The organism is Shewanella woodyi ATCC 51908 (genome assembly GCF_000019525.1).
In the GTDB taxonomy this organism is placed as follows: Bacteria; Pseudomonadota; Gammaproteobacteria; order Enterobacterales; family Shewanellaceae; genus Shewanella; species Shewanella woodyi.
The window spans coordinates 1,380,432-1,402,085 of sequence record NC_010506.1; the positions used below are offsets into that span (position 1 = coordinate 1,380,432).

20 protein-coding genes are annotated in these 21,654 nt (G+C 42.8%); 8 read left to right on the forward strand and 12 right to left on the reverse strand.

The features are described from left to right. Window positions 1-502: 502 nt before the first annotated feature. Window positions 503-1,906 (reverse strand): KAP family P-loop NTPase fold protein, encoded by a 1,404-nt coding sequence (locus tag SWOO_RS05405; RefSeq protein ID WP_012323702.1) that lies wholly within the window; start codon window positions 1,904-1,906, stop codon window positions 503-505. 192 nt (window positions 1,907-2,098) lie between these two features. Between SWOO_RS05405 and SWOO_RS05410 the strand changes: the two genes are divergently transcribed. Further along, the gene (locus tag SWOO_RS05410) at window positions 2,099-3,142 is read left to right on the forward strand and encodes an IS110-like element ISShwo5 family transposase (RefSeq protein WP_012323703.1); all 1,044 of its coding nucleotides are present in this window, start codon (window positions 2,099-2,101) and stop codon (window positions 3,140-3,142) included. A gap of 499 nt (window positions 3,143-3,641) precedes the next feature. On the opposite strand, the gene SWOO_RS05415 is transcribed toward SWOO_RS05410, so the two are convergent. Next, window positions 3,642-4,217, reverse strand: a complete 576-nt coding sequence (locus SWOO_RS05415; protein WP_012323704.1) for a hypothetical protein — start codon at window positions 4,215-4,217, stop codon at window positions 3,642-3,644. Window positions 4,218-5,785: 1,568 nt separating this feature from the next. Here SWOO_RS05415 and SWOO_RS05420 point away from each other — a divergent pair. Next, complete coding sequence (locus tag SWOO_RS05420) at window positions 5,786-6,148, forward strand: YgiW/YdeI family stress tolerance OB fold protein (protein WP_012323705.1); 363 nt, start codon at window positions 5,786-5,788, stop codon at window positions 6,146-6,148. Window positions 6,149-6,279: 131 nt separating this feature from the next. Here the strand turns inward: SWOO_RS05420 and SWOO_RS05425 are convergent, their stop codons facing one another. The 4 genes from SWOO_RS05425 to SWOO_RS05440 form a co-directional block, all read right to left on the reverse strand. Then, window positions 6,280-6,570: a S24 family peptidase gene (locus SWOO_RS05425; RefSeq protein WP_012323706.1), complete on the reverse strand. Its 291-nt coding sequence runs from the start codon at window positions 6,568-6,570 to the stop codon at window positions 6,280-6,282. Window positions 6,571-6,615: 45 nt separating this feature from the next. Then, window positions 6,616-7,116, reverse strand: a complete 501-nt coding sequence (gene sodN / locus SWOO_RS05430; protein ID WP_012323707.1) for a superoxide dismutase, Ni — start codon at window positions 7,114-7,116, stop codon at window positions 6,616-6,618. A gap of 3 nt (window positions 7,117-7,119) precedes the next feature. After that, window positions 7,120-7,323, reverse strand: coding sequence for a hypothetical protein (locus SWOO_RS05435; protein WP_012323708.1), 204 nt, complete (start codon window positions 7,321-7,323; stop codon window positions 7,120-7,122). Between the two features lie 336 nt (window positions 7,324-7,659). Next, entirely contained in the window at window positions 7,660-8,064 is a 405-nt protein-coding gene (locus SWOO_RS05440) for a hypothetical protein (RefSeq protein WP_012323709.1), read from the reverse strand. A gap of 674 nt (window positions 8,065-8,738) precedes the next feature. Here SWOO_RS05440 and SWOO_RS25440 point away from each other — a divergent pair. Then, complete coding sequence (locus tag SWOO_RS25440; protein WP_012323710.1) at window positions 8,739-10,529, forward strand: AAA family ATPase; 1,791 nt, start codon at window positions 8,739-8,741, stop codon at window positions 10,527-10,529. Window positions 10,530-10,677: 148 nt separating this feature from the next. On the opposite strand, the gene SWOO_RS05450 is transcribed toward SWOO_RS25440, so the two are convergent. Next, window positions 10,678-11,628, reverse strand: coding sequence for an AraC family transcriptional regulator (locus SWOO_RS05450; RefSeq protein ID WP_012323711.1), 951 nt, complete (start codon window positions 11,626-11,628; stop codon window positions 10,678-10,680). Between the two features lie 80 nt (window positions 11,629-11,708). Here SWOO_RS05450 and SWOO_RS05455 point away from each other — a divergent pair, with 80 nt between their 5' ends. From SWOO_RS05455 to SWOO_RS05465, 3 genes are all read left to right on the forward strand, one after another. Further along, window positions 11,709-12,338: a cytochrome P460 family protein gene (locus tag SWOO_RS05455; RefSeq protein WP_012323712.1), complete on the forward strand. Its 630-nt coding sequence runs from the start codon at window positions 11,709-11,711 to the stop codon at window positions 12,336-12,338. After that, window positions 12,338-12,889: a cytochrome P460 family protein gene (locus SWOO_RS05460; RefSeq protein WP_012323713.1), complete on the forward strand. Its 552-nt coding sequence runs from the start codon at window positions 12,338-12,340 to the stop codon at window positions 12,887-12,889. The genes SWOO_RS05455 and SWOO_RS05460 overlap by 1 nt, the downstream gene beginning before the upstream one ends. A gap of 356 nt (window positions 12,890-13,245) precedes the next feature. Beyond that, entirely contained in the window at window positions 13,246-14,577 is a 1,332-nt protein-coding gene (locus tag SWOO_RS05465) for a hemolysin family protein (protein ID WP_012323714.1), read from the forward strand. An 86-nt stretch (window positions 14,578-14,663) separates the two neighbouring features. On the opposite strand, the gene pepA is transcribed toward SWOO_RS05465, so the two are convergent. Then, the gene (pepA, locus tag SWOO_RS05470; RefSeq protein ID WP_012323715.1) at window positions 14,664-16,172 is read right to left on the reverse strand and encodes a leucyl aminopeptidase; all 1,509 of its coding nucleotides are present in this window, start codon (window positions 16,170-16,172) and stop codon (window positions 14,664-14,666) included. 222 nt (window positions 16,173-16,394) lie between these two features. On the opposite strand from pepA, the gene lptF reads away from it, so the two are divergent. Both lptF and lptG read left to right on the forward strand, forming a co-directional pair. Continuing rightward, window positions 16,395-17,507, forward strand: a complete 1,113-nt coding sequence (lptF, locus tag SWOO_RS05475) for an LPS export ABC transporter permease LptF (protein WP_012323716.1) — start codon at window positions 16,395-16,397, stop codon at window positions 17,505-17,507. Further along, window positions 17,504-18,562, forward strand: a complete 1,059-nt coding sequence (gene lptG / locus SWOO_RS05480; protein ID WP_012323717.1) for an LPS export ABC transporter permease LptG — start codon at window positions 17,504-17,506, stop codon at window positions 18,560-18,562. Before lptF ends, lptG begins: the two co-directional genes overlap by 4 nt. A gap of 180 nt (window positions 18,563-18,742) precedes the next feature. Here the strand turns inward: lptG and SWOO_RS05485 are convergent, their stop codons facing one another. The 4 genes from SWOO_RS05485 to SWOO_RS05500 form a co-directional block, all read right to left on the reverse strand. Then, window positions 18,743-19,252, reverse strand: a complete 510-nt coding sequence (locus SWOO_RS05485; protein ID WP_157582155.1) for an RDD family protein — start codon at window positions 19,250-19,252, stop codon at window positions 18,743-18,745. 77 nt (window positions 19,253-19,329) lie between these two features. Further along, complete coding sequence (locus SWOO_RS05490; protein WP_012323719.1) at window positions 19,330-19,584, reverse strand: DUF2960 domain-containing protein; 255 nt, start codon at window positions 19,582-19,584, stop codon at window positions 19,330-19,332. Between the two features lie 56 nt (window positions 19,585-19,640). Next, window positions 19,641-20,123, reverse strand: coding sequence for a GNAT family N-acetyltransferase (locus SWOO_RS05495; RefSeq protein ID WP_012323720.1), 483 nt, complete (start codon window positions 20,121-20,123; stop codon window positions 19,641-19,643). Window positions 20,124-20,162: 39 nt separating this feature from the next. Beyond that, the gene (locus SWOO_RS05500; protein ID WP_012323721.1) at window positions 20,163-21,653 is read right to left on the reverse strand and encodes a carboxypeptidase M32; all 1,491 of its coding nucleotides are present in this window, start codon (window positions 21,651-21,653) and stop codon (window positions 20,163-20,165) included. Window position 21,654 lies beyond the last annotated feature (1 nt).

The following is a 21,654-nucleotide window of genomic DNA, read 5'->3' on the forward strand; positions in this document are numbered from 1 at the left end:
CTCGTGTCGTGTCACTGAAGTAGCTGCACATAAGCCTGCGGCAAGCAATAAACAGCAATGAAGGTTAGACCTTCAGACACATTCCCAATACCAATTCAGATAAAAGTTAACACATAGAAAATGTAATCAGCCTTCATTTGAAGGCCCACCTTCTCGCCACCAAACAGATGTTTGGCGTTTTTGTTGTTTGAATTTCACTTCAGTTGTCGATAGTTTATCTATAAATCATGTTTAGCCCGTGATAGCAGTGCTTATACCAAAGCTTTAGGTATTTAAGTTGAGATAGAATATGCGAAATTCAACGCCATACTTAACCTTGCAGTGCAACAAATTATTATGGATGTCTTAGTTATCCTCTCTAAGAGATGGATGGATCGCAGTTCATTATCCTAACCAGAGAGTCTAGGTTAGGCGTTCTAGATGAATCGCCCTGTGCGGAGCCGCATGCAGGGTGGTGTGGGGGCTGGAGGCTAGATACCTCCGGCTACCCGATTAGCTTTCTTTAACTACTAAACTGAAAGCTTTCTACCATTTCTATTCTTTGTTTTAAGCTATCTAGACTAATAGAGTTTCTGAACCCACTAAAACTAGTGGATATTTGAACTATTTTGTCTGAGTAACGCTTTTGCTCTTTACTAGAACTTTCATCATTTTCTATATCTTCATGACGTTTCAAAGAATCCCCAACAGTATTATTATAATCATCGTACTTGGCCCCGATTAAATAGCTTTCTACTAAAGCGCAAGAATGCGAGCCTAGCAATTCTGATAGAGGAATCATGGCGTACAGGTCACTAATTAACTTTTCTGGAGTATCACCCTTATTGATATAGTCATTATAATTATCATAATGGTACTCTTTAGCAATTATTAGAAATGCTAATAATGAAGGGTAAAGATATATGTTTTCAGCTGTTGATTGGATGACCAAATTTATCTTTGCGAAAAGTTGTTCAACTTCACGTAAAGATAATTTTTTAGCATTAGCTAGTAATTTAAAAGTATCTTTTAGGTGATCCTTGTCATATTGAAACTCTTGATATTGCATTCTTTTTTGAAAGAAATCATTAAACCCAAAGTTTATGTAAAGTTGATCAATAAATGCATCTAGGTCACTTTCCGGTAGAGTATATTCAATATCAATAAATCGCCTTAAATAACCTATCGCCTCGAACTTATCGCCATATATGCCTTTTACGCTGTGAGATAACTGAACCTTGTCCATAGCTAAAACGAAAACCAGACCTTCAATATCAAGTAAGTGTTTTATCCTTTCAAGTAATTCAATTGCATAAGTTGGTCTACACCTATCTAATTCATCAATGAAAATGAACAAACGGGTAGATGGGCTTCCTTCATTGCTTAGGACTTTAGATACGCCAGATTTAAATTGGGAAATTGCTTCTTTATTTTTTGTGTATTCTGATAAAAAGTCTTTAGTTAAACCTTCCATCACTTTAGATGACTCATCCTCAATGATTTTTTCAGCATCTAAAATTCCTGCTGTACCTACTTTTATTAATGCAGGTAGTCCTTTCCTTAGAATATGAGAACCTGCTTTTTTTGTAGTTTCCCATGCTTTATTTTTCTCTTCATCACCATTAATTAATGTTTCTATACTTTCGTTTATTTCACCAAGAAAAGCCTGTAAAGGATCACTAGCAAAGTCAGTTTCCCATGCACTAAAATAAATAGAATTATGCTCCTTAATTGCTAACTGAGCATGTAACATTTCTAGAAATGTAGTTTTACCTTGCCCCCAAGGAGCATTTACCGATAAAACGATAGGTGAACTAATGTTCTCTAATAAGGTTGAAAAATTATCAACATGAGGTTGACGGTTCAATCTGTCATTTTTAAAAGGATTTTCTGAATCTACTATGACTTTATGAGATTTAAATTCCATTTTGCACCTAGTGTGATGTGAAAGCTAACGCCCTGTTAACAGGCAAAAAATTGTTGGCTAAAATAGTGACGAAGGAACAAAAGCCAACTGTTTTTTGTCCTTGTTTAACAGCTTGATAATCATTGAGCCTCCTCCCTAGCAAACCGCATTAGCAGTATGCTGAAGGTGACGAAACCAACAGGAGAAAGCTCAATGAGATTTTATAATAACTCACATCCATACTACTGTGGAATTGATTTACATGCGCGCTTACTTTATGTCTGCATTATTGATTCTAAAGGGAAAGTTGCTGTACATAAAAAGATTGATGCAGACAAAGGTGACCTGTTGCGCATACTTGAACCATATATAGGTAATGTCATAGTCGGCGTTGAGTGCATGCACTGCTGGTATTGGGTCTCTGATTGGTGTGCTGAACTTGGCATCGACTTTGTCTTAGGCCATGCCCTGTATATGAAGGCTATTCACGGAGGTAAAACCAAAAACGATAAAATCGACTCCTTTAAAATAGCGTCGCTACTTCGTGGTGGTAACTTCCCAATCGCTTACAACTACCCTAACGAAATGCGTGCTGCCCGCGACCTACTACGTCGCAGAATGAAGATAGTCCGTCACGGTGCCATGCTCAAAGCTCATGTTGTTAATACAAACAGCCAGTACAACTTACCTGCGACAGAGTTAAATCTTAAAAACATTTCCGCAAGACAAAAATTACGTCAACAATATAAAGACCCTATCGTACAGCGAAATATAGACTTAGACATGGCACTTCTCGATTGCTATGCCAAGGAACTCGCTCAGGTTGAATGGTTTATTGAGAAACAAGCCAAAAACCATAATCCCGTTTATCTTGAATTACTTAAAACCGTTCCAGGTATTGGTAAGATTTTATCGCTGACTATCCTTTATGAAATCGGTGATGTCACTCGGTTTGAATCAGTTCAAAAATTTGCCTCATACTCTCGTTTAGTGAAATGCAAAGCTGAGTCAGCTGGTAAAACCTACGGCACCAACGGCAATAAAATCGGTAATGCGCACTTGAAATGGGCGTTCTCTGAAGCGGCAGTGCTTTACCTTCGTGGTAATGATAAAGCGCGTAACTATCTTAACCGATTACAAAAACGGATGAGCAAAGCCAAAGCACTATCTGCGCTAGCTCATAAGCTTGGACGTTGTGTCTACTTCATGCTGAAAAACAAAACGGTGTTTGATGAACAACGATTTTTGAAAGGATAAGTCGCGCAATAAGGTGAGCTGAACGTCTAACTAGATACTCTTAAAAAGAGAAGCGAGCATGACTGTGAATGATGTGGCTAATGAAATAATAATTTCTCACCATCATCACTATGCCAAGTGCGACTTAAGCTACATAGACTTGATTAGACACCTTATTGGCGCGCATTAATTAATACAATCAACAAAGTCGTTTACCCCCTAAATGAGCCTGAAACTAACTGTGCTATAAGCACCTGAGACTTGAATAGTGCCATCTTAGGGTTAACCGATAACTGTCTAGTGCCCCTGATATTCCAAAGGATTGGACTGCGTCAGGCTGCGATAAGATCGTAATAAGAGAGCCTCTATATGTGTTTGCTGTAAACGATGATTTGACAGCGCACCGACATGCGAAGTGGATGAATTTGTTGATTGATTTAAATTTGACTGCACAAGCAGCCAAACTAGTTAAGCTCGCCTATTGACTGGCGGGAGGCTCATATGTGTTATGTAACGGGACCTATTGAGTTAAACCATGATTCAAATAATCTTGGTTAAAATCGGAAAAGGCCTGAAGTGTTCTAACTGTAGGGTGCGGATAAAATACAGGAGTAAGACCATTATCCTTACAAAACTTCAAAACCTCGTGCCCCATAAGTTCAATCGTTTTCTTTTCTTGTTTATCAGAGATATTTGCTCTGCGCCAATGGTTGAAATAAATTCTATCTTCAAAATTCGAAACGGCTTTACCAACGACTCTAGCATATTGAATCGGAGTGACTTCTGTGAAATTTACATGAGGTAACTGATTATCTAGAAATTCGTAGAAATGGATAGGATCAAATCCTCCATGATTACGACAAGCAGCTAGTTGTTCAACTGCATCGCGATGATTGATATAACCGTTTGCATAATCTCCATTTAAAGAGCAAGTAAAACCCAAGTTGTGGTCAACAAATGCAAACAAAAATTTCTTTTGTATTCTTGAGTATGCTGTCTCAATTGCACAATTGTGATATTGAATAGTAAAAAACGCTACATCCACTCCTTGAACAATCATTCTTTGTTCAAAAGCAGAAATATTATTGAAAATCATAGTAAATCCTTTTAACTCATTTGCTTAATTATAAAGTGGGGTGAATCAACTCGATATTCAAGAGGCCTAAATGATTAGTTACATAACATTTGTATATACGGCTTGCGCGTTTTGCCAAGCCATGTTGAGAAAGCGTGCGCAGCAATATGCCTGAAAAGTTAATTAATAACAGCTTATTAAACATTTATGCTTAAGATTGTATCCAATACACATTCGGACAAAACTTAGTCGCACACTTTGTTTGCCTCGTATCTCCTGCAAACCGAGCAAGCGCGTTTTTAGTTACTTGAATTTACATCTATTTTTATTTTCACTCAACAACAAACCGTGAACTGATTGCGCAAAAACTTAGAGATTTACCGCACTAAACCGATACTACTGTATAAAAGTGCAAACATTGGTTAGCTAAAAGGTTGTCGCTAGACGGAACCCATACCTTTCTAACTGATGAGGAAAAGTATTACAAAGAGGTCAGTGCTGCGTAGGACAAATTACTGGAGATAACACATAAAGGGGCAAAAATCAGTTATGAAACCCTACCAAGTAAAGATAAATCGAAGAGACAAATGAACAGGTGTAGGTGCGGCTGCGAGTTTCGGTTTCAAGGATGAAACCGTAAAGCGGCCATGGATGGCTTCACAGCGTCTCGCAGAAGTAACTACACATTCCCCCGCTGGAGGCGATAGGTAACCATTAAGGTACGACCTTCAAACAGACCACCAAATAACAAAACACCAGAATATTAATCAAGAAATGTAATAAGACTTCATTCGAAGGCTAGCTAACTTTGGGGCAAAAATCAGTTACGAATAGCTACTAAGCCAAAATCGAAGAGATAAATTATCAGGTGTAGGTGTGGCTGCGAGTTTCCAAAACAGGGATGTTTTGGTATAGCCCACAGGGCAGAAAATGTTCCAGACATTTTTCTGCATTTCCTACTATCCGTGTAGGTCAGACGTGCTTGTGGCGTCTCGTAGAAGTACCTGCACATAAGCCTGCGGCGGGCAATAGATACCAGTTAAGGTATGACCTTCAATAACCTATCAAATATCAAACTAACCAAATGAAACAAGTAAGCGAATGTGCTTAGTCTTCATTCGAAGGCTAACCAATTTTGTGGCAAAAATCAGCTACGAAACCCTACCAAGTAAAGCCAAATCGAAGAGGAACATTAACAGGTGTAGATACGGCTGCGAGTTTCGGTTTCAAGGATGAAACCGTAAAGCGGCCATGGATGGCTTCACAGCGTCTCGCAGAAGTATCTGCACATACCCTGCTGGAGGCGATAAACAGCAATGAAGGTACGACCTTCAGACACATTCCCAATACCAATTCAGATAAAAGTTAACACATAGAAAATGTAATCAGCCTTCATTTGAAGGCCCACCTTCACGTTTACTTCACGCTTGTAGAGTTACGCTAACCATATTTGATGTCATTGCTAGGTTCTAGCACTTTTCAAAAACACAACTGATCTTATGGTTACTAAAAATTAGTGCTTAGTGATGACGTAAATATTAATTTAATACTGTTTAATGAAATGCTTTTTGATAAAAGGGAGTCATGATATGAGAAAAATCGTATTAATTAGTGCATTGTTATTTGCATCATCAAGCGTATTGGCGGCTCAAAGTCCTGAGACTAAAGGCGGGTTTACTGGCCCTAGCTCAGTGGCGGTAAAAACGGTGGAAGTCGCTTTAGAAGCTAAGGATGACACGCAGGTTCTATTAACTGGTCACATTGTTTCAGGGTTAGGTGGGGAGGAGTACCAATTTAAGGATGATACAGGAACCATTATTATTGAGATTGATAACCGTGATTGGAATGGCATTGAAGTGACGCCTGAAACTAAAATAGTGATCCACGGTGAAGTGGATAGTGGATGGTCATATACCACTATCGATGTTGATACTGTTCAATTAGCTAAATAATTTCGAATGCCACAGTTATTTAAAAAGGTTAGTGATAACTCGCTAACCTTTTTTATTGAGTGTGTTTTCTAGTTTTACATGAGTTAAATCTTACTCAGCATTGATGACGTCAGTATATATCGCCAAACATTTTAGGCCGAAATAACCCAAGTCACTTTTCCTATCACTCTGTTTTGTCTGATGGGCCCCATCTCCTGCATTGAAACACTGTGGCTATTTTCTCCTTTAAACCAGAGGTTGCCGGCGCTGTCGACATTTGAGAGAGTTTTGATCAGCTGCCCCAGCCTTGGATGTTCAAAAAGATAGATGCCACCGGGTTTAAGTTTAGTGCGAAGGGCACCCATGCAGAGGACAAAACTTCCCGCAGGGATGCGAGGTTGCATACTGACTCCTGAAACGCGGCAAATATTGACTCCAAACATAGGTACTCCTTGGTATTCGTTAACTTATAAACTGTCGATGAAGTGTTAGGTCAGTTTTGGATAGACTAAGGTTTCTGATGGTGGATAGGGGCAGGTCGCTTGGTAGGTTTCTAGCCCTTTTGTTTGCCAAAATATATCGGCAAATCGGTTCACTTTTTCCAGTAACGTTAAGCAAGCTTCGCGACTGATATGTTGTTTCGCTTGTGAGGCATTGAGCATGATGCTGTGTGTCAGTTCATGAAGCTCTGGGAAGAGTTCAAGCTGAGGTTGTTTAATGTAGTCTCCCCATATCACATTTATTTCATCTTTGACTTTGCGGCCATGGCTCTCCTTCTCAGCGACAAGTCGTGAGAACTGAGCATGATCATTGGGGCTTGGTTCCGGCTTTGCCGACAGCTCTTCGAGAAGGTCGACCATACGGATCATTGTAAGCACGGCAAGTTGTGCTGTGATTGGATCGTAGATCTTACAGGGGATATCGCAGTGGGCTGACACACGGGTAAAAGGTCTGTTTTTATCACGTAAATTTAATAGTGTATAAAGCATGAGCTATCCCTTGTCTGATTGTGTGCGCTTGCGACGGTATAGATGGACGAGTGCACCTATTGCGATCACTGCAGGTAAGATCCACAGCAGATGGATAAGCGAAGCTGACCAGTGCTGATGATCATGGCCTGGATGGGCCGCAACTAATGGTGAGGTAAGTGCCGCTACCAAGAGGAGCATGCTGCGAGTTGCTATTGTGTTTTTCATTCGGCTTTGACCTTAGTCTGTTTTGATGGATAGGGTGTTATACCCAAACTACCTGAGAATGCTCGTTTCAGAGGCGTTGCGCGAGTTCAATTCTAGACGCATTTGCGTAGGAATGGTTACTCCCTTTTAAGCGAATGCAACAACGAAGTGGGCTTGCGCAAAGCCTTCTACGATGGGTTTTAATGCTCTTTATTCTGCGTTATTGATTTTGCCAAGGGAATAGCCATTACCTACAATCAATGCCTTGCCTAAAGTGCATTAAATTCCCACTGAATCCTGCATTTCCAAGTAGCTTGGGTATAATTTGCATTAGTCTCGTTAAGCTGGAATTTCTGGTCAGTGAAATACCGGTTGCTGGTATTTGAGGTTTACGCCTCCTGAGATCTCAAGCTGCTGTTTTTGATAGAGGTAGAGCTCTTTACAGCTTAAGTTTATGCCGTGGAGGATTGCTGCATAGATAGGCTCGTGATCGGCTTGGGTCATCAACCTGTTCTTGAGTTGATGATAGGGCTGCATAATATGAGAAAGCTGTGCATCGACTCTCCCTAACCTACCGTATAGCTCTGATAAATTATGGTAACTGGCTAACCAAGCCATCAAGATCTGTTCATTGTCACTATAGTTTTTATAGAGATGATCGATACGCTCCATGGCGGTCAAGTATTGGCTTTCTGCACTCTTCCAGTCACCAGCTCTAAAAGATTGGTTCGCTTTGCAGATCAAGTTTCGCCAAGTTTCCATAACGTTTTTCCTCCATCGGTATAAATACAAATGAGAATTAATATCATTTATGATCTTGGGTTGTTTGTAAAGGACTGAGGAAGATTTAGGCTGATATTTACATTTGTGAGTGATGACGACTTAATCTATTGCTCATGGCCTTACTCCTGTGCCACTTAACAGAGCGCCCGTTTTGATCTGCACCTGCTGCTTAAGAGTGGCTATTTTTAAAATAAAAAATAGGAGAGACATTTTTAATCACTAGGACTAATTTAATACTTTAAGTGGTAACGGAAAGTAAAACTCTACAAGCTACTCGAGTTTAATATGCATAAAAGTAGTGAGAAAATATAATCGATATCCATTTAAACTCGGTTCTGTTTGATATTAATGTGACGAATCTAAATTTATTGATATTTAGATTTTGCCTTGTGATTACAGTTGTGGTATTCGGCCTAACTCATTGACTTTTATTGCTTATGTGGTTGGTTGTTGGTCAATATTTATTGGCGTCCACCTGCTAATAATTTATTATATTAACCTATTTAAAGATTTGTAACGCTTGGCTGATATGAGTGTTGCGCCATTGTTTTATTTAATACTTAAATGTGATGGTGAGCTTAATTTTATACCTCTTTGTATAAAATTAATGCTTACTTTCTCGCAGCTATAATATTTTACCTTTGAGGTGTTAGATGCAAAGCTTTCCTAGTGAAGCAAATAAAAGGTTCTCTTGTATCCCATTAATTAATTCATGTATTGATTGGGGAAGATATAGCTTCTCTGGTGAACAGCATCGTTTATTGATTGGGCTAATCCTTGGTGCTTTTGTACTTTATAATTACGAAATTTATGTGGGCTTTATTCTCAATCCACCTGTATTAATACTTATCCCCGTAGTCTTGCTTTGCCTTGTCGGGATAGTGCTTCGGCTCACCTCTGATGTTGTTAAGGAGCGTCTTAGCGAGGTGGAGTGGGAGTATGGTTCCCGCTGGTACTTAGGGGCGTTTTTTCTTGTTCTAATCTGGCAAGCTATTCTATTGCACTTACATGTGGTTGATATGTATTTTAGTTGGGATAATGCTATTGGTAGCTCTTATCGACGAGGAGAGCTATATAGCGCTATTTCAACCACCTTGGCTGTTTTTCTCCTTCATTACTACGCACTTGCTAAACCTGCTGTAACTTCGGGATTCCTTATCTATTTCGCGACAATGAAAAAGGAGGAGATTGGAGTTGAGGTTAAAAGTAGCGATCCAGTAATCGATTGGGCAAAGATGCGCCAAGATAAGATCAATAACTTTACTGGTATGCGCCGCTCTATTGTGACAGGTACAGTGCGTTTCGATAGAACAAAGTATTGTGATAAAGATACCGCTGAGCAGTATGTTTTCGATTTCCTTCAACTTTCTCCTAAGGCAAAGATTGCACACTTTACTATGCCAGAGTCTGAAGAGCTTGGCTTAATTGAGAGCTATATTGTGCATCTAACTCGTGCTGCGCTGGAGTTTGGTTTCAAACCAAGTCAAATATCAATAAGTGGCAACCAATATATTCGTAATAAAGATGCCAGTAATTTATCGCAACAGACCATCGCAGAATTTTTCTCTGACATCGCGAGTGTTGAACAAGAGCGAGCCAACGAGGAGATCGCGAAGGAGCAGAGAGTTCAAGTGCTTGATAGCATGATAGGTCTAAAGCGGGTGAAAGAGGAAGTTAGGCGGCTTAATGCCATGCTCACTTATAACCAGCAGCGCCAGCAAGAGGGATTAGCAGAGCTGGAGCAGGGGGCGTACCACATGGTCTTTACTGGTAACCCTGGTACAGGTAAAACCGTTATTGCTCGCCTGATTGCTGAGATGTTGTTTGATAAGGGAGTATTAAAGAATAAAAAAGTTGTTGAGGTGACCCGTAGCGATTTAGTGGCTCAATATATTGGGCAAACAGCGCCTAAAGTGAGAGCTGTGGTCGATAGTGCCATGGGGGGAGTTCTGTTTATCGATGAAGCCTATAGTTTAGCGAAAGGCGGTGAGAATGATTTTGGCTCCGAGGCGATAGATGAGCTGTTAAAGCTGATGGAAGATAGACGTGGTGACTTTGTTGTTATCACCGCCGGTTATCAAAAAGATATGGATGACTTCCTGCAGGCGAACGAAGGACTCAAGCGCCGTTTTGCCCGCTTTATTCATTTTGATGATTACTCTGATGGTGAGTTGCTGGGTATTTTGTCGCTTATGGCTGGAAAAGCGGGTGACAAATTTGAAGAGGAGTTTAGTCGTGAGTTACCTGAACTGATAAGTCAGTGGCGCGCAGCTTATGGTAAAGGATTCGGTAATGCTGGCTCGGTACGCCAGATGTTGGAAGCTATGCAGAAATCGCGTCCTCTTCGCCTGATAGAGCAAGGTATTGAGATGAAGGGCGATGCATTGGTGATGCTTACCCGTAGTGATTGGGACTCGGCTGTTGAGATGACCAGCTTTGGTTAATCGCTTTTCCTGCGCCTATGGGGGTAACCCTTAGGCGCTATTGCGATTTAGGGAGAGCAGGCTGTTAATGCTAATACTTTTTGTGTTTACTGTTTGTATTACTATACCTGCCTAAATCGCGTGCACTATTTGCTGCTTTCCTGTTTTTTTAAACTTCGCTATCACCTTTTCTTAAAGCGCTCGGGCTAAACCCATAGTGGCGCTTGAATGCTGCACGTAAGGTTCTGGCATCTGCGTATCCTATTCTATCGGCAATATTATCCAGCGTTAGACTTGAATTTTTCACCAGTTGATAAGCTTTAGCTAGCCTCCAACTGCCAAGGTAGGCCATGGGTGAGAGGTCAAGCTCAGCCTTAAATTTACGTTGTAGGCTTGCTCTGGACATACCCGCCTCATTACAGATAGTCGCTAAGGTCCAAGGCTTTTCAGGATTATCATGGAGTAGTTGCAGCACTTTCGCCAGACGTGGGTTGCGCAGTGCGGCTAGAAAACCATGAAGATGCTCATTTTCTGCGATATATCTATGTAATAACTGGAAAAAAAGCACCTCTGTTAAACGATCGATAATCACGCTTCTTTGACTGTTTGTGCGTTGAATTTCACTATCGATCTGTCGAACAGTTGTCCAGATCGGGTTATCGACTTCAATGTGAGTAAAGTGAAAGATGCTTGGAAGCGCATCCAAAATAGGGTGCGAGATAGCTTCATCATACTCAACCATGCCACACATGATACGGTTTGTGATCTCCCCCTCTTGAAACAGCGGGTTACCTAGCTCGCAGGCATCACCAGCTAACTGGCAAGGGACTAATTCGCTGCTTGTTTCATCGGCTATCCAATGCATATCTCCTTTAGGGAGCATGACTATGTCCATCTGCATTATCGGCAGTTGCGCTTCACTTGTGCCTATCACAAAGTCGCCATGAAGCGCGATATGAAATCTAGGGGTGGGCAGGGGAGGAAGTGAGATCCCCCAAGGGGCTGCAAGGTCTGAGTGGAAAAAGATACTGCCACGAAATCTTAAGGTTGCAATGACATCATCGAGAATATCAAAGGTTGAATCTTGTTTTTTGAGCCGATGAGAACCTTCTTTGAGCATGTCAGATACCTGTGTTTTTGATGACTAGTCTATTATCTATACTTGTAACTTATTCATAACAAAGCAAGGGTGAAATGAAAATGAATACAATTAAAATGTTGCTGTTATCGACAATAACTTGCGCACCTCTTCTGTTTACAGGCTCAGTTGAAGCTAAGCAAGCTTATGAGTTTAAGAATGGTGAGTTAACAAGGCCAACGGGCTACCGTGAGTGGGTCTATGTCGGCACGCCTGTGACGCCCAATGATATGAACAATGGCAAGGCGGCTTTTCCTGAGCATCACAATGTCTATATCGATCCTAAAAGCTGGGCGCACTGGAAAAAGACAGGAAAATTTAGAGATGGCACCATTTTAATCAAGGAGCTGGTGAGTGTCGGTTCCAAAGCTGCTGTAAGTGGTCAAGGCTATTTCCAGGGGGAGTTTATAGGTTTAGAAGCGACGATTAAGAGTAAGGCTGATTTTCCTAATGAGCCGGGTAATTGGGCGTATTTTAGTTTTTCTGGCGAAGGCCATAAGACCTTAACTAAGACGGCAAAAGCTTTCCCGTCAGCAGCTTGTAATGGGTGCCACCTTGTTTCTGCGGCCGATGATTTTGTCTTTACACAATACTACCCAGTATTGAGCGCAGGAAAAGGTACTGGTAAAAATGCTACGGGTGGTCATTTAAATGATCTGAAAAACAGTTATGTGGAGCCGGGGGCTAAATAATGAAAGCGACTTGTTTTAACTCTATCTATGCAGCCCTTATTTTAATTGGACTCGCTACTCCTGTTCTCGCACAGGAGATCTTCTCTCCCAGTGTGGACAAGAGTGGAAATATCAGTTTCCCAGCCGATTACCGCAGTACTATGGAGCATTTAGGTTCATGGTTTGTTCCGACGGGGGGAGCCAGTGGTTTTCACCATGTCTATACCGAGATGGAGAGCGTCGAGTACTTCCAAAAAAACGGTGTTTTCCCCGATGGCGCGGTTTTGGTAAAAGAGCTGTTAGTTTCTGAGGCGAATAATTACACCACTGGAGAGGGAGTACACTCAGCTAATGGCGAGTATAAGCAGTGGTTTGTGATGGTAAAAGACAGTCAAAACCGTTTTACCGATAATCCTGTTTGGGGAGATGGTTGGGGTTGGGCCCTATTTAAACCAGGCAATACCAGTAAAAACCTGGCAACCGATTATAAGAAAGACTGCTTAGCCTGCCACGTTCCAGCTAAGGGAACTGATTGGATCTATACCCAAGCTTATCCCGCTTTAAGTGAATAAAGACAAGCGTCTATGTTTTAAGTCGGGCTCGAAAGAGCCCCTCTTATTTAGATAAGAATAACCTAGTGCTTCTGTCCGTTCTATCCAAAAGATAATACCTCTAACAACTTTTATTTTCCTTACATCTATCTGTTTTAGGATCTGCCTCTAAGAATCAATAAGTCAGTGAGTTTATTATCTGGTCAGTTAAATAATAAGCAGATATACTCCGCATCTTCATTTTTGCCAGTCTGGCACAGATAATATTTAACCTTCTGTAAATAAAGAAATTTATATAATTCTAGCTTGGTAAGATAAAAGGCAGTGAGGGATATCATCCCTGATAAGTATGTTTATTGGTTTTTAGTAGGTGCTAAATGAGCTTCTTTGATAATGCTGTGATTATCTTGTTTCTGATCGGAACAAGTTGTTTCTTCTCTATGTCTGAAATTGCCTTGGCTGCGTCACGCAAAATTCGTCTTAGACAGATGGCCAGCGATGGCGATCTTCGAGCTGAAAAAGTCCTGATGTTGCAGGCAAACCCTGGTAACTTTTTTACTGTGGTTCAGATTGGACTCAATGCCGTTGCCATTATGGGCGGGATCGTGGGTGAGTCAGCGTTTACGCCCTATATTCACTCCTTCCTCGCGCCTTGGTTGAGTGAACCTTGGTTGGGTAAGGTGAGCTTTTTCCTCTCTTTCGTCTTAGTGACTAGCTTGTTTATTTTGATGGCCGATCTTATGCCTAAGCGTGTGGCGATGGCGATCCCGGAAAAAGTCGCACTAATATTAGTCGGCCCTTTGCTTGTTAGTATCACTGTCTTTAAGCCACTTGTGTGGTTCTTTAATAGTTTAGCGAGCATGCTATTTCGTCTGTTGCAGATCCAAACCTCTCGTAATGATGAGGTGACCTCAGATGATATCTATGCGGTGATGGACGCAGGGGCAGAAGCCGGCGTACTCGATAAAGATGAGCAGTTGATGATGGAGAAGGTGTTTGAGATGCAAACCATTCCCGTAACGGCAGCCATGACAGCTAGGGAAAGCCTCTCCTATTTTCTGCTTCAAGACAGTGAAGAGGAGATTAAACGTAAGATATCTGAAGATCCCCACTCAAACTTCTTGGTGTGTGATGGTCAATTAGACGTGATTAAAGGCTTTGTGAATGCTAAGAAGCTATTGATATGCGTGATAAACGGCCAGAGTATTAGTTTGAAAAATAATGAGCTGGTTGAGAGCTGCTTTATCATTCCCGATACCTTAAGTTTGTCGGAATCCATGGAGTATTTTAAAAATAGTCGCGCCGACTTTGCGGTGGTGATTAATGAATACTCGCTAGTGGTTGGTATCGTGACGTCTAAAGATCTGCAAGATGCGGTGATGGGAGCTTGGTCTCTGCCTGAGAGTGAGGAGCAGATTATTGCTCGTGATGATAACTCTTGGTTGATGGATGGTGTCACCCCTATTACAGATGTAATGCGTGCACTGGATATCGAGGATTTCCCTCAAGATCATAACTATGAAACTATCGCTGGTTTTATGATGTATATGCTGAGGAAAATACCTAAATGTACTGACTCTGTTACCCATTCAGGCTTTAAGTTTGAAGTGGTGGATGTTGATGCTTACAAGGTGGATCAGCTACTTGTCACACGCCTCAATGCTCACCCCGTTACAGATATTTCACTGATTCCTGAGCCTCAGGCTTAAATCATAAAAAAAGGTGAAGCCGTAGCTTCACCTTTTTTATACAAGATGTAAAAACTGGGACCTATTAGTCACAGTTTTACTTATCTCTAATCGCCTTGCTCAACACCAGCTCGATTGATAAGGAACTGAGTTAATAAAGGTACAGGACGACCTGTTGAGCCTTTATTAGCACCGCTGTTCCAAGCTGTACCTGCAACATCTAAATGTGCCCAGTTGTACTTCTTGGTAAAGCGTGAAAGGAAGCAAGCGGCTGTGATAGAACCAGCGGCGCGGCCACCTAAGTTAGTCATATCTGCAAACGGGCTTTCAAGGTGCTCTTGGTACTCATCCCACAATGGCATGCGCCATGCGCGATCGCCACTCTGCTCACCCGCATTTAGCATCTCATGCGCAAGTGGATTATGACCTGAGAACAGACCTGATGCGTGTTTACCTAGAGCGATAACACAGGCACCCGTTAAGGTTGCCGTATCGATAACTAGCTCAGGATCGAAACGCTCAACATAGGTCAACACATCACACAAAACCAGTCGGCCTTCAGCATCTGTATTTAATACTTCAACAGTTTGACCTGACATAGTGGTGAGGATATCGCCTGGACGGTATGCGTTGCTTGAAGGCATGTTTTCACAACCTGCAAGAATACCAATGACGTTGATAGGCAGCTTCATCTCACACAGGGCTTTCATTGCACCGATAACGCCGGCTGCACCGCCCATGTCGTATTTCATCTCATCCATGGCTTCGCCAGGTTTGAGTGAGATACCACCCGAGTCAAATGTTAGGCCTTTACCAACCAGAACAATCGGCTTTTCAGTACTGTCTACTGCGCCTTTATATTCCATAACGGTCATAACAGATTCGTTATCACTACCACGACCTACAGCAAGGTATGAGTTCATGCCTAGCTTAGCCATCTGCTCTTCGCCCACCGTTGTTACGGTTAGCTCTTCGCAGGTTTCGCTAATTTGACGAGCTTGTGAGGCAAGGTAAGCTGGATTACAGATGTTAGGCGGCATGTTTGCCACATCGCGACAAAGCTGCATACCGGCAGAAACGGCCATACCATGGTCAATAGCGCGCTCACCAACAGTCAGTTCACGACGAGTCGGTACATTGAAAACCAGTTTACGCAGTGGACGACGAGTCTCATCTTTGCTGGTTTTCAGTGCATCGAAACTGTAAAGACTGTTTTGCGTTGTTTCAACCGCCTCACGAACCTTCCAATAAGTATCACGACTTTTAACATGTAACTCGGTAAGGAAACAGACTGCTTCCATAGAACCTGTTTCATTAAGTGTCTTGATGGTTTTAGTGATGATCTGCTTGTATTGACGCTCATCCAACTCGCGCTCTTTACCACAGCCAACGAGTAGAACTCGCTCACTGAGCACGTTTGGTACATGATGCAAAAGCAGCATCTGGCCAGGTTTTCCTTCCAAATCACCGCGGCGAAGTAAGTTGCTGATGTAGCCTTCACTAATTTTATCAAGCTGCTCAGCAATACCTGATAGGCGTCTGGGTTCATATACGCCAACGACTATACAAGCCGAACGTTGTTTCTCCGGACTACCGCTCTTAACGCTAAACTCCATGAGCTCTCCTAGATTCTTAAAGACAAATTTTATTATTTATTAGATAATGTCTGCTTGTGCCCAAAAAGGGCCTAAAATTGGTGCACCAATAGTTTGTTTTTTTAGGTGTTTCCCTGCCATTTTTAGTTTATGGCTGGTCACAAAACTACCAAAAGTAGACAGTCTACATGAAAGTTTGACTGACACCAGCATAATTATAAGTTTAGAGACTGGATCCTGCCTGTGATTGTATTTAGATACCTGATTCGTGAAGTTTTAAAGGCACAAATTGCGGTACTTTTCGTGTTATTAGCTATTTTTATTAGCCAACACTTTGTTCGTGTACTTGCTAATGCGTCGGACGGTGAATTTCCCGCTTCATTAGTGATGACCCTACTTGGACTCAACCTACCTTACCTTGCAGTTCTGGTACTTCCTCTTAGTTTTTTCCTTGGTATTTTAATGGCTCATGGGCGTATGTACGCCGAAAGTGAGATGGTTATATTGCACAGTGTTGGGGTCAGTGAGTGGTATATCACTCGAGTGACACTATTGCTTGCAGTGATCAATATGCTGATCACTGGAGTATTAGCCGTTTACGTGACGCCATGGGCAGAGGAGAGACAGAATCAGGTTTTAGAGCACGCTCAATCTGAAGCGGGTTTAGCTGCGATCACTCAGGGGCGTTTCCAAACCAGCCCCAATGGCAGAGCCGTACTCTTTGTTGAGCGTATCGGTCGTGACAATGAGTTAGATAAAGTGTTTGTTGCCCAGTTGCCCGACCCTGAAGCAGAGCAAGGTCAGAGTAATATCGTACTGGCCCAAGGCGGTAAGGTCATCGAAGATGAAACTGGTGGTCAACGCTTACAACTACGTGATGGTGTGCAGTATCAAGGAACGCCTAAACAGGTCGACTTCCAAGTGATTGAGTTTGGTGGCTATCAGATGCAGATAAAGGAGCAGGAGGTGAACGAGCGCCGCCGTAAACTTTCTGCCTTGCCAATTGAAGAGTTAATGAAGCAGGAGGGGCCAGAGAGCAAGGCTGAGTTCCATTGGCGACTAGCTATCCCTCTATCTATTCCCTTGCTGACTCTCATCGCAGTGCCTATGGCTAGAGTCAATGTTCGTCAGGGTAAATTTGCTAAGATGTTCCCTGCTATTTTGCTCTATCTTGGTTACTTTGGGTTGATGATCGCGGGAAGAAAAGCACTGGAGGACGGTATCATTCCTGGGTATTTAGGCATGTGGTGGATCCACCTCTCGGCACTTATCTTAGGGGGATTACTCTTAGGTAAAGAGCGGCCATCCGGCGTTAAAATCACCGGCTTATTTAAGCGTAAGCAGGTGACATCATGAGAATTTTAGACTTCTATATTGCCCGCACTTTGGTAAGCACTTCGGCGCTTTGTTTGCTTATTTTGACTGGACTGTCGGGCATCATTAAGTGGGTTGATCAGTTAAGAGTAGTAGGCCGTGGCTCCTACACCATGCTAGATGCAGGTATCTATGTACTGTTTTTGATCCCTCGCGATATCGAGATGTTTTTCCCTATGGCAGTGCTATTGGGCGCCTTGATAGGGATGGGGATGTTGGCGTCAAACTCTGAATTAGTGGTGATGCAATCGGCAGGTCTGTCGAGACTGCAAATAACCCTGTCGGCAATGAAAACTGCTGTGCCTTTGATGCTGATTATTATGGCGTTAGGTGAGTGGGGCGCGCCAGCGGCTGAGCAGAAAGCCTATGAACTGCAGGCGACTAAGATATCGGGCGGTAGCTTGATTAAGTCGAGTCGCGGGATCTGGGCTAAAGATGGAGATCTGTTCGTCAATATAGGCGAGGTGGAGGATATCAATAACCTTCGCAATATCACCCTTTATAAGTTTAACAGTGATCTTGCTCTGACCCGTACTATCCATGCTGAACGCGGTGTCTTCTCCAAAGATCATTGGCGTCTGCTGGATGTCAGACAGACAGATCTGACCGATGAGAGGGTGACCTTAACAGATTTGACTCTCTATCGCTGGGAGTCGACCTTAACGCCAGATAAGCTGAGTGTGGTGTCGGTCAAACCTGAGTCTCTGTCGATACAGGGGCTAATAGGGTATTTAGACTATCTTGAGGTGAATAACCAAGACGCTTCACGTTATGAGCTAGCCCTGTGGCGTAAGTTTATGCAGCCAGTTACGGTTGCGGTTATGATGTTGGTGGCACTCTCATTTGTCTTTGGTCCTTTAAGAACTGTGACTATGGGGGCGCGGGTACTTTTAGGGGTCATTGCTGGGTTTAGTTTCTACATCAGTAGCGAGATTTTCGGTCCATTGACCTTAGTTTATGGTCTGCCTGCCTATATTGGCGCCATGATGCCTGCGTTGATATTTGGTGTTGGGGCGATCTACTTTATTAGGAAATAGAATCAGTTTATTAGTTACGGGTTGAGAGTTACGATCTAAGGACTACGAGTTAAGAGCCGTTAAAGTCAAAGTTGCGGAGCATTGAGAGCTTGCCTCAGTGTTAGCCCGCAACTTTCTTGGATGTAGCTTGAACCTGCGACTCGAAGCTTTCTTTAGCTTATCTTGAACTCGTTACTTCTTCTAAACGCCGTGCCAGTTACGCATCTGGTTAGCTTCTTTCGAGAGTTGGACAACCTCTGAGCGTGTCATCATATCCTGTAGGGCTAACTTGTCTCCATTGATCAATATCCACAAGTTACCTATCCCTAGAAGTGACCAAACCAGACGAGCGGCAGCGGTGATCATACTCAGGCTCTGTCCGTTAGGGTGCTGAACCTTAAGTCTCCAAGCTCGCATACCCAAAGTTTGGCCGCCGTAGCTCCAAAAAGAGATATAGAACAGACCAACACAGAGTGCTATCCAAAACTGGTATATCCCTTTATAGAGTGAGTCACCGTTGAGTAGATCTGATACATGCTCATAGTTACCCATTTCGATAAGGCCTGAGGAAGTTAGCCCTGTGAACACGCCGAAACCTATGGCACCGGCAATCATATAGACGGCAACGGCCAGTAATAGATCATAGACAATGGCACCACAGCGGCGAAAGAAGCCTGCGCGGGGGAAGTTTGCATGCTCACTATTGGGCATCGAGCTCTCTTTCATGTTAACTCTCTCTAGGTTATTGAGATCTTATTGCTTGTTAATCAAATAATATAAATTGAGCTTTAGCTCTCTTTAGGGTCATCTTTGATGTAGTAGATGTCACTGAACCCCATCTTGGCAAACTCTTTATCTCTAAAGTCACGGGCTGCCGATTTTCCTTTAGATGTCATAACAACCTGCTGCTCCATCATATGGTAGCTAGTTAGATCTATCCCTTCGGCTGCTGCAACCGCTTCATGGATATTATTAAATTTGTCATAGGCGAAGTTAATCTCTTTTGCCTGTTTATTAAATTTGTAGGTAATTCTACGGGCCATAATTTTCTCAACTAATTATTAAATATGAATCTAAATCTAAACTTAAAATGACCAAGCTAGCTTATCTCCAGCACCATATAACAGGCATCAGGAGTATAACTTTCCAGGCTTTTATCAATCTTTTGACGGATAAAACCTTGTCTAAGCCAGTAACTGTCGGCGCCTTGTACTGCCACCAGTGAGATACTGCTCAGAGCCGCGTCAGCAGCACCTTGTACTAATTTGTCAAACGCTAAGCGTCCTGCGCCTTTTCCCTGTGCCTTAGCAGACAGAGCAATATCATGCAGGTAAAGGGTATTGGGCTGTGCTTTAGCTTGAACTTTTTGCTCAAGTGCTGGTGGTGTGCCTAACTCCCAAGGGTGAGCGAGGCAGTAACCTAAGGTCTGATGGTTATCTTCAATCACAAAACAAGTTTGTGGTGATAATTGCCATTTACTCTGTAGCACCTCCAGAGACTCGGGGACAATACCTGGGTAACACTCCTCTTGGATATCAAGAATGATCTTCCAGTCATCAGATATGATACTTCGTAGTTGCATGAAACCCTCAGGCCTTGTTATCAAGAGACGTATAATACTTTATTTAAGGTACCTTTGCTCTAGGTGACGTTTGAAATATTCGGGATTTAGGGGCTCGCCAGTGGCCTGTTTGACCAGTTCATCGGTCGACAGTAAACAGCCTTTTGACCAGATGTTTTGCTCAAGCCAGTCAAATATAACCTGTATTTTACCTTGGGCCACTAATGCATCGACCGAGCCTAAGCTCTTTTCAATCGCGTAACGAAATTGCGCTGCGTACATAGCCCCTAAGGTGTAACTTGGGAAGTAACCTAACTCTCCTACAGCCCAATGTATATCTTGCATACAGCCATTTTGATAATTCCCACTGGTATCAACACCTAACAGGCTTTGCATATTCTCAGCCCAGAAGTCGGGCAGGTCGGCTACCGCTAAACTGGCATCCACTAAGCCTTTTTCAGCTTCAAATCGCAGTAGAATATGACAAGGATAGGTGACTTCATCTGCATCGACTCGGATAAAGCCTGGCTCGACTCTGGTATAGAGCTTAGTTAAAGCTTGGGTATCGAGCCCCTTGCCTAAATGCTGGGAGATGAGTGGCTCAAGTTGGCTAAGGAATCCTGCTCCACGGCCTAGCTGCATCTCACAGAAGAGGCTTTGGCTTTCATGAATTGCCATAGAACGGTGTCCACCTACAGGCTGACCACGCCACTGTTTAGGCAGACTTTGCTCATATCTGGCATGGCCTGTTTCATGAATAACTCCCATTAACCCTTGGGTAAAATCAGTTTCATCAAAACGCGTAGTTAAGCGAATATCCCCAGGGACACCGCCGCAAAAAGGGTGGCTGCTGGTATCTAAACGACCTTGGTTGAAGTCAAAGCCGAGAAAGTTCATCACGTCTCGCCCTAGCGCTTCCTGTTTTTCGGCTGAGAACGAGGGAATATCGACTTTCAAATCATTTAGCTGATTCGCCTGAACTTGGATGATCATCTGTGGTAGCCAGCTCTTTAAACTGCCGAACACTTTCTCCAAACGACGTGTTGTCATGCCAGGCTCAAATTTGTTTAGGAGAGCGTCATAGGGGCTGATGTTTTGGGCTTGTGCGCGGATGGCCGCTTCCTCTCTGACTAGCGTGATAAGGGCTTCTAGGTTCGGTTTAAACCCCTGCCAATCATTGTTTTTGCGCTGCACACGCCATGCATGTTCACACTGGTAGGCGAGCTGAGTCTTACTTTGTACAAGCGAAGCTGGGACGATATTGGCCTGAAAGTACTGATACTGCATCTCTCGCAGATTGGCTGCTTGCTCCATATTCAGCACTTCATCTGCCGCAAGATTTAGTGTTTCCTCAATAAAGTCGGCGGTTTTTAACTCATGAATATGCCCTGCAAGTTCGGCCATTGCCGCCCCTCTTGCTTCACTGCCACCACTTGGCATCATGGTGGCTTGATCCCAGTCGCCAAGTGCGCTTAAGTGTTCAAAATGTGAGATTTTTTGAAAATGTTGACTGAGCTTGCTGTAGTGAGGATTGCTGTTTGAGTTGGCCATG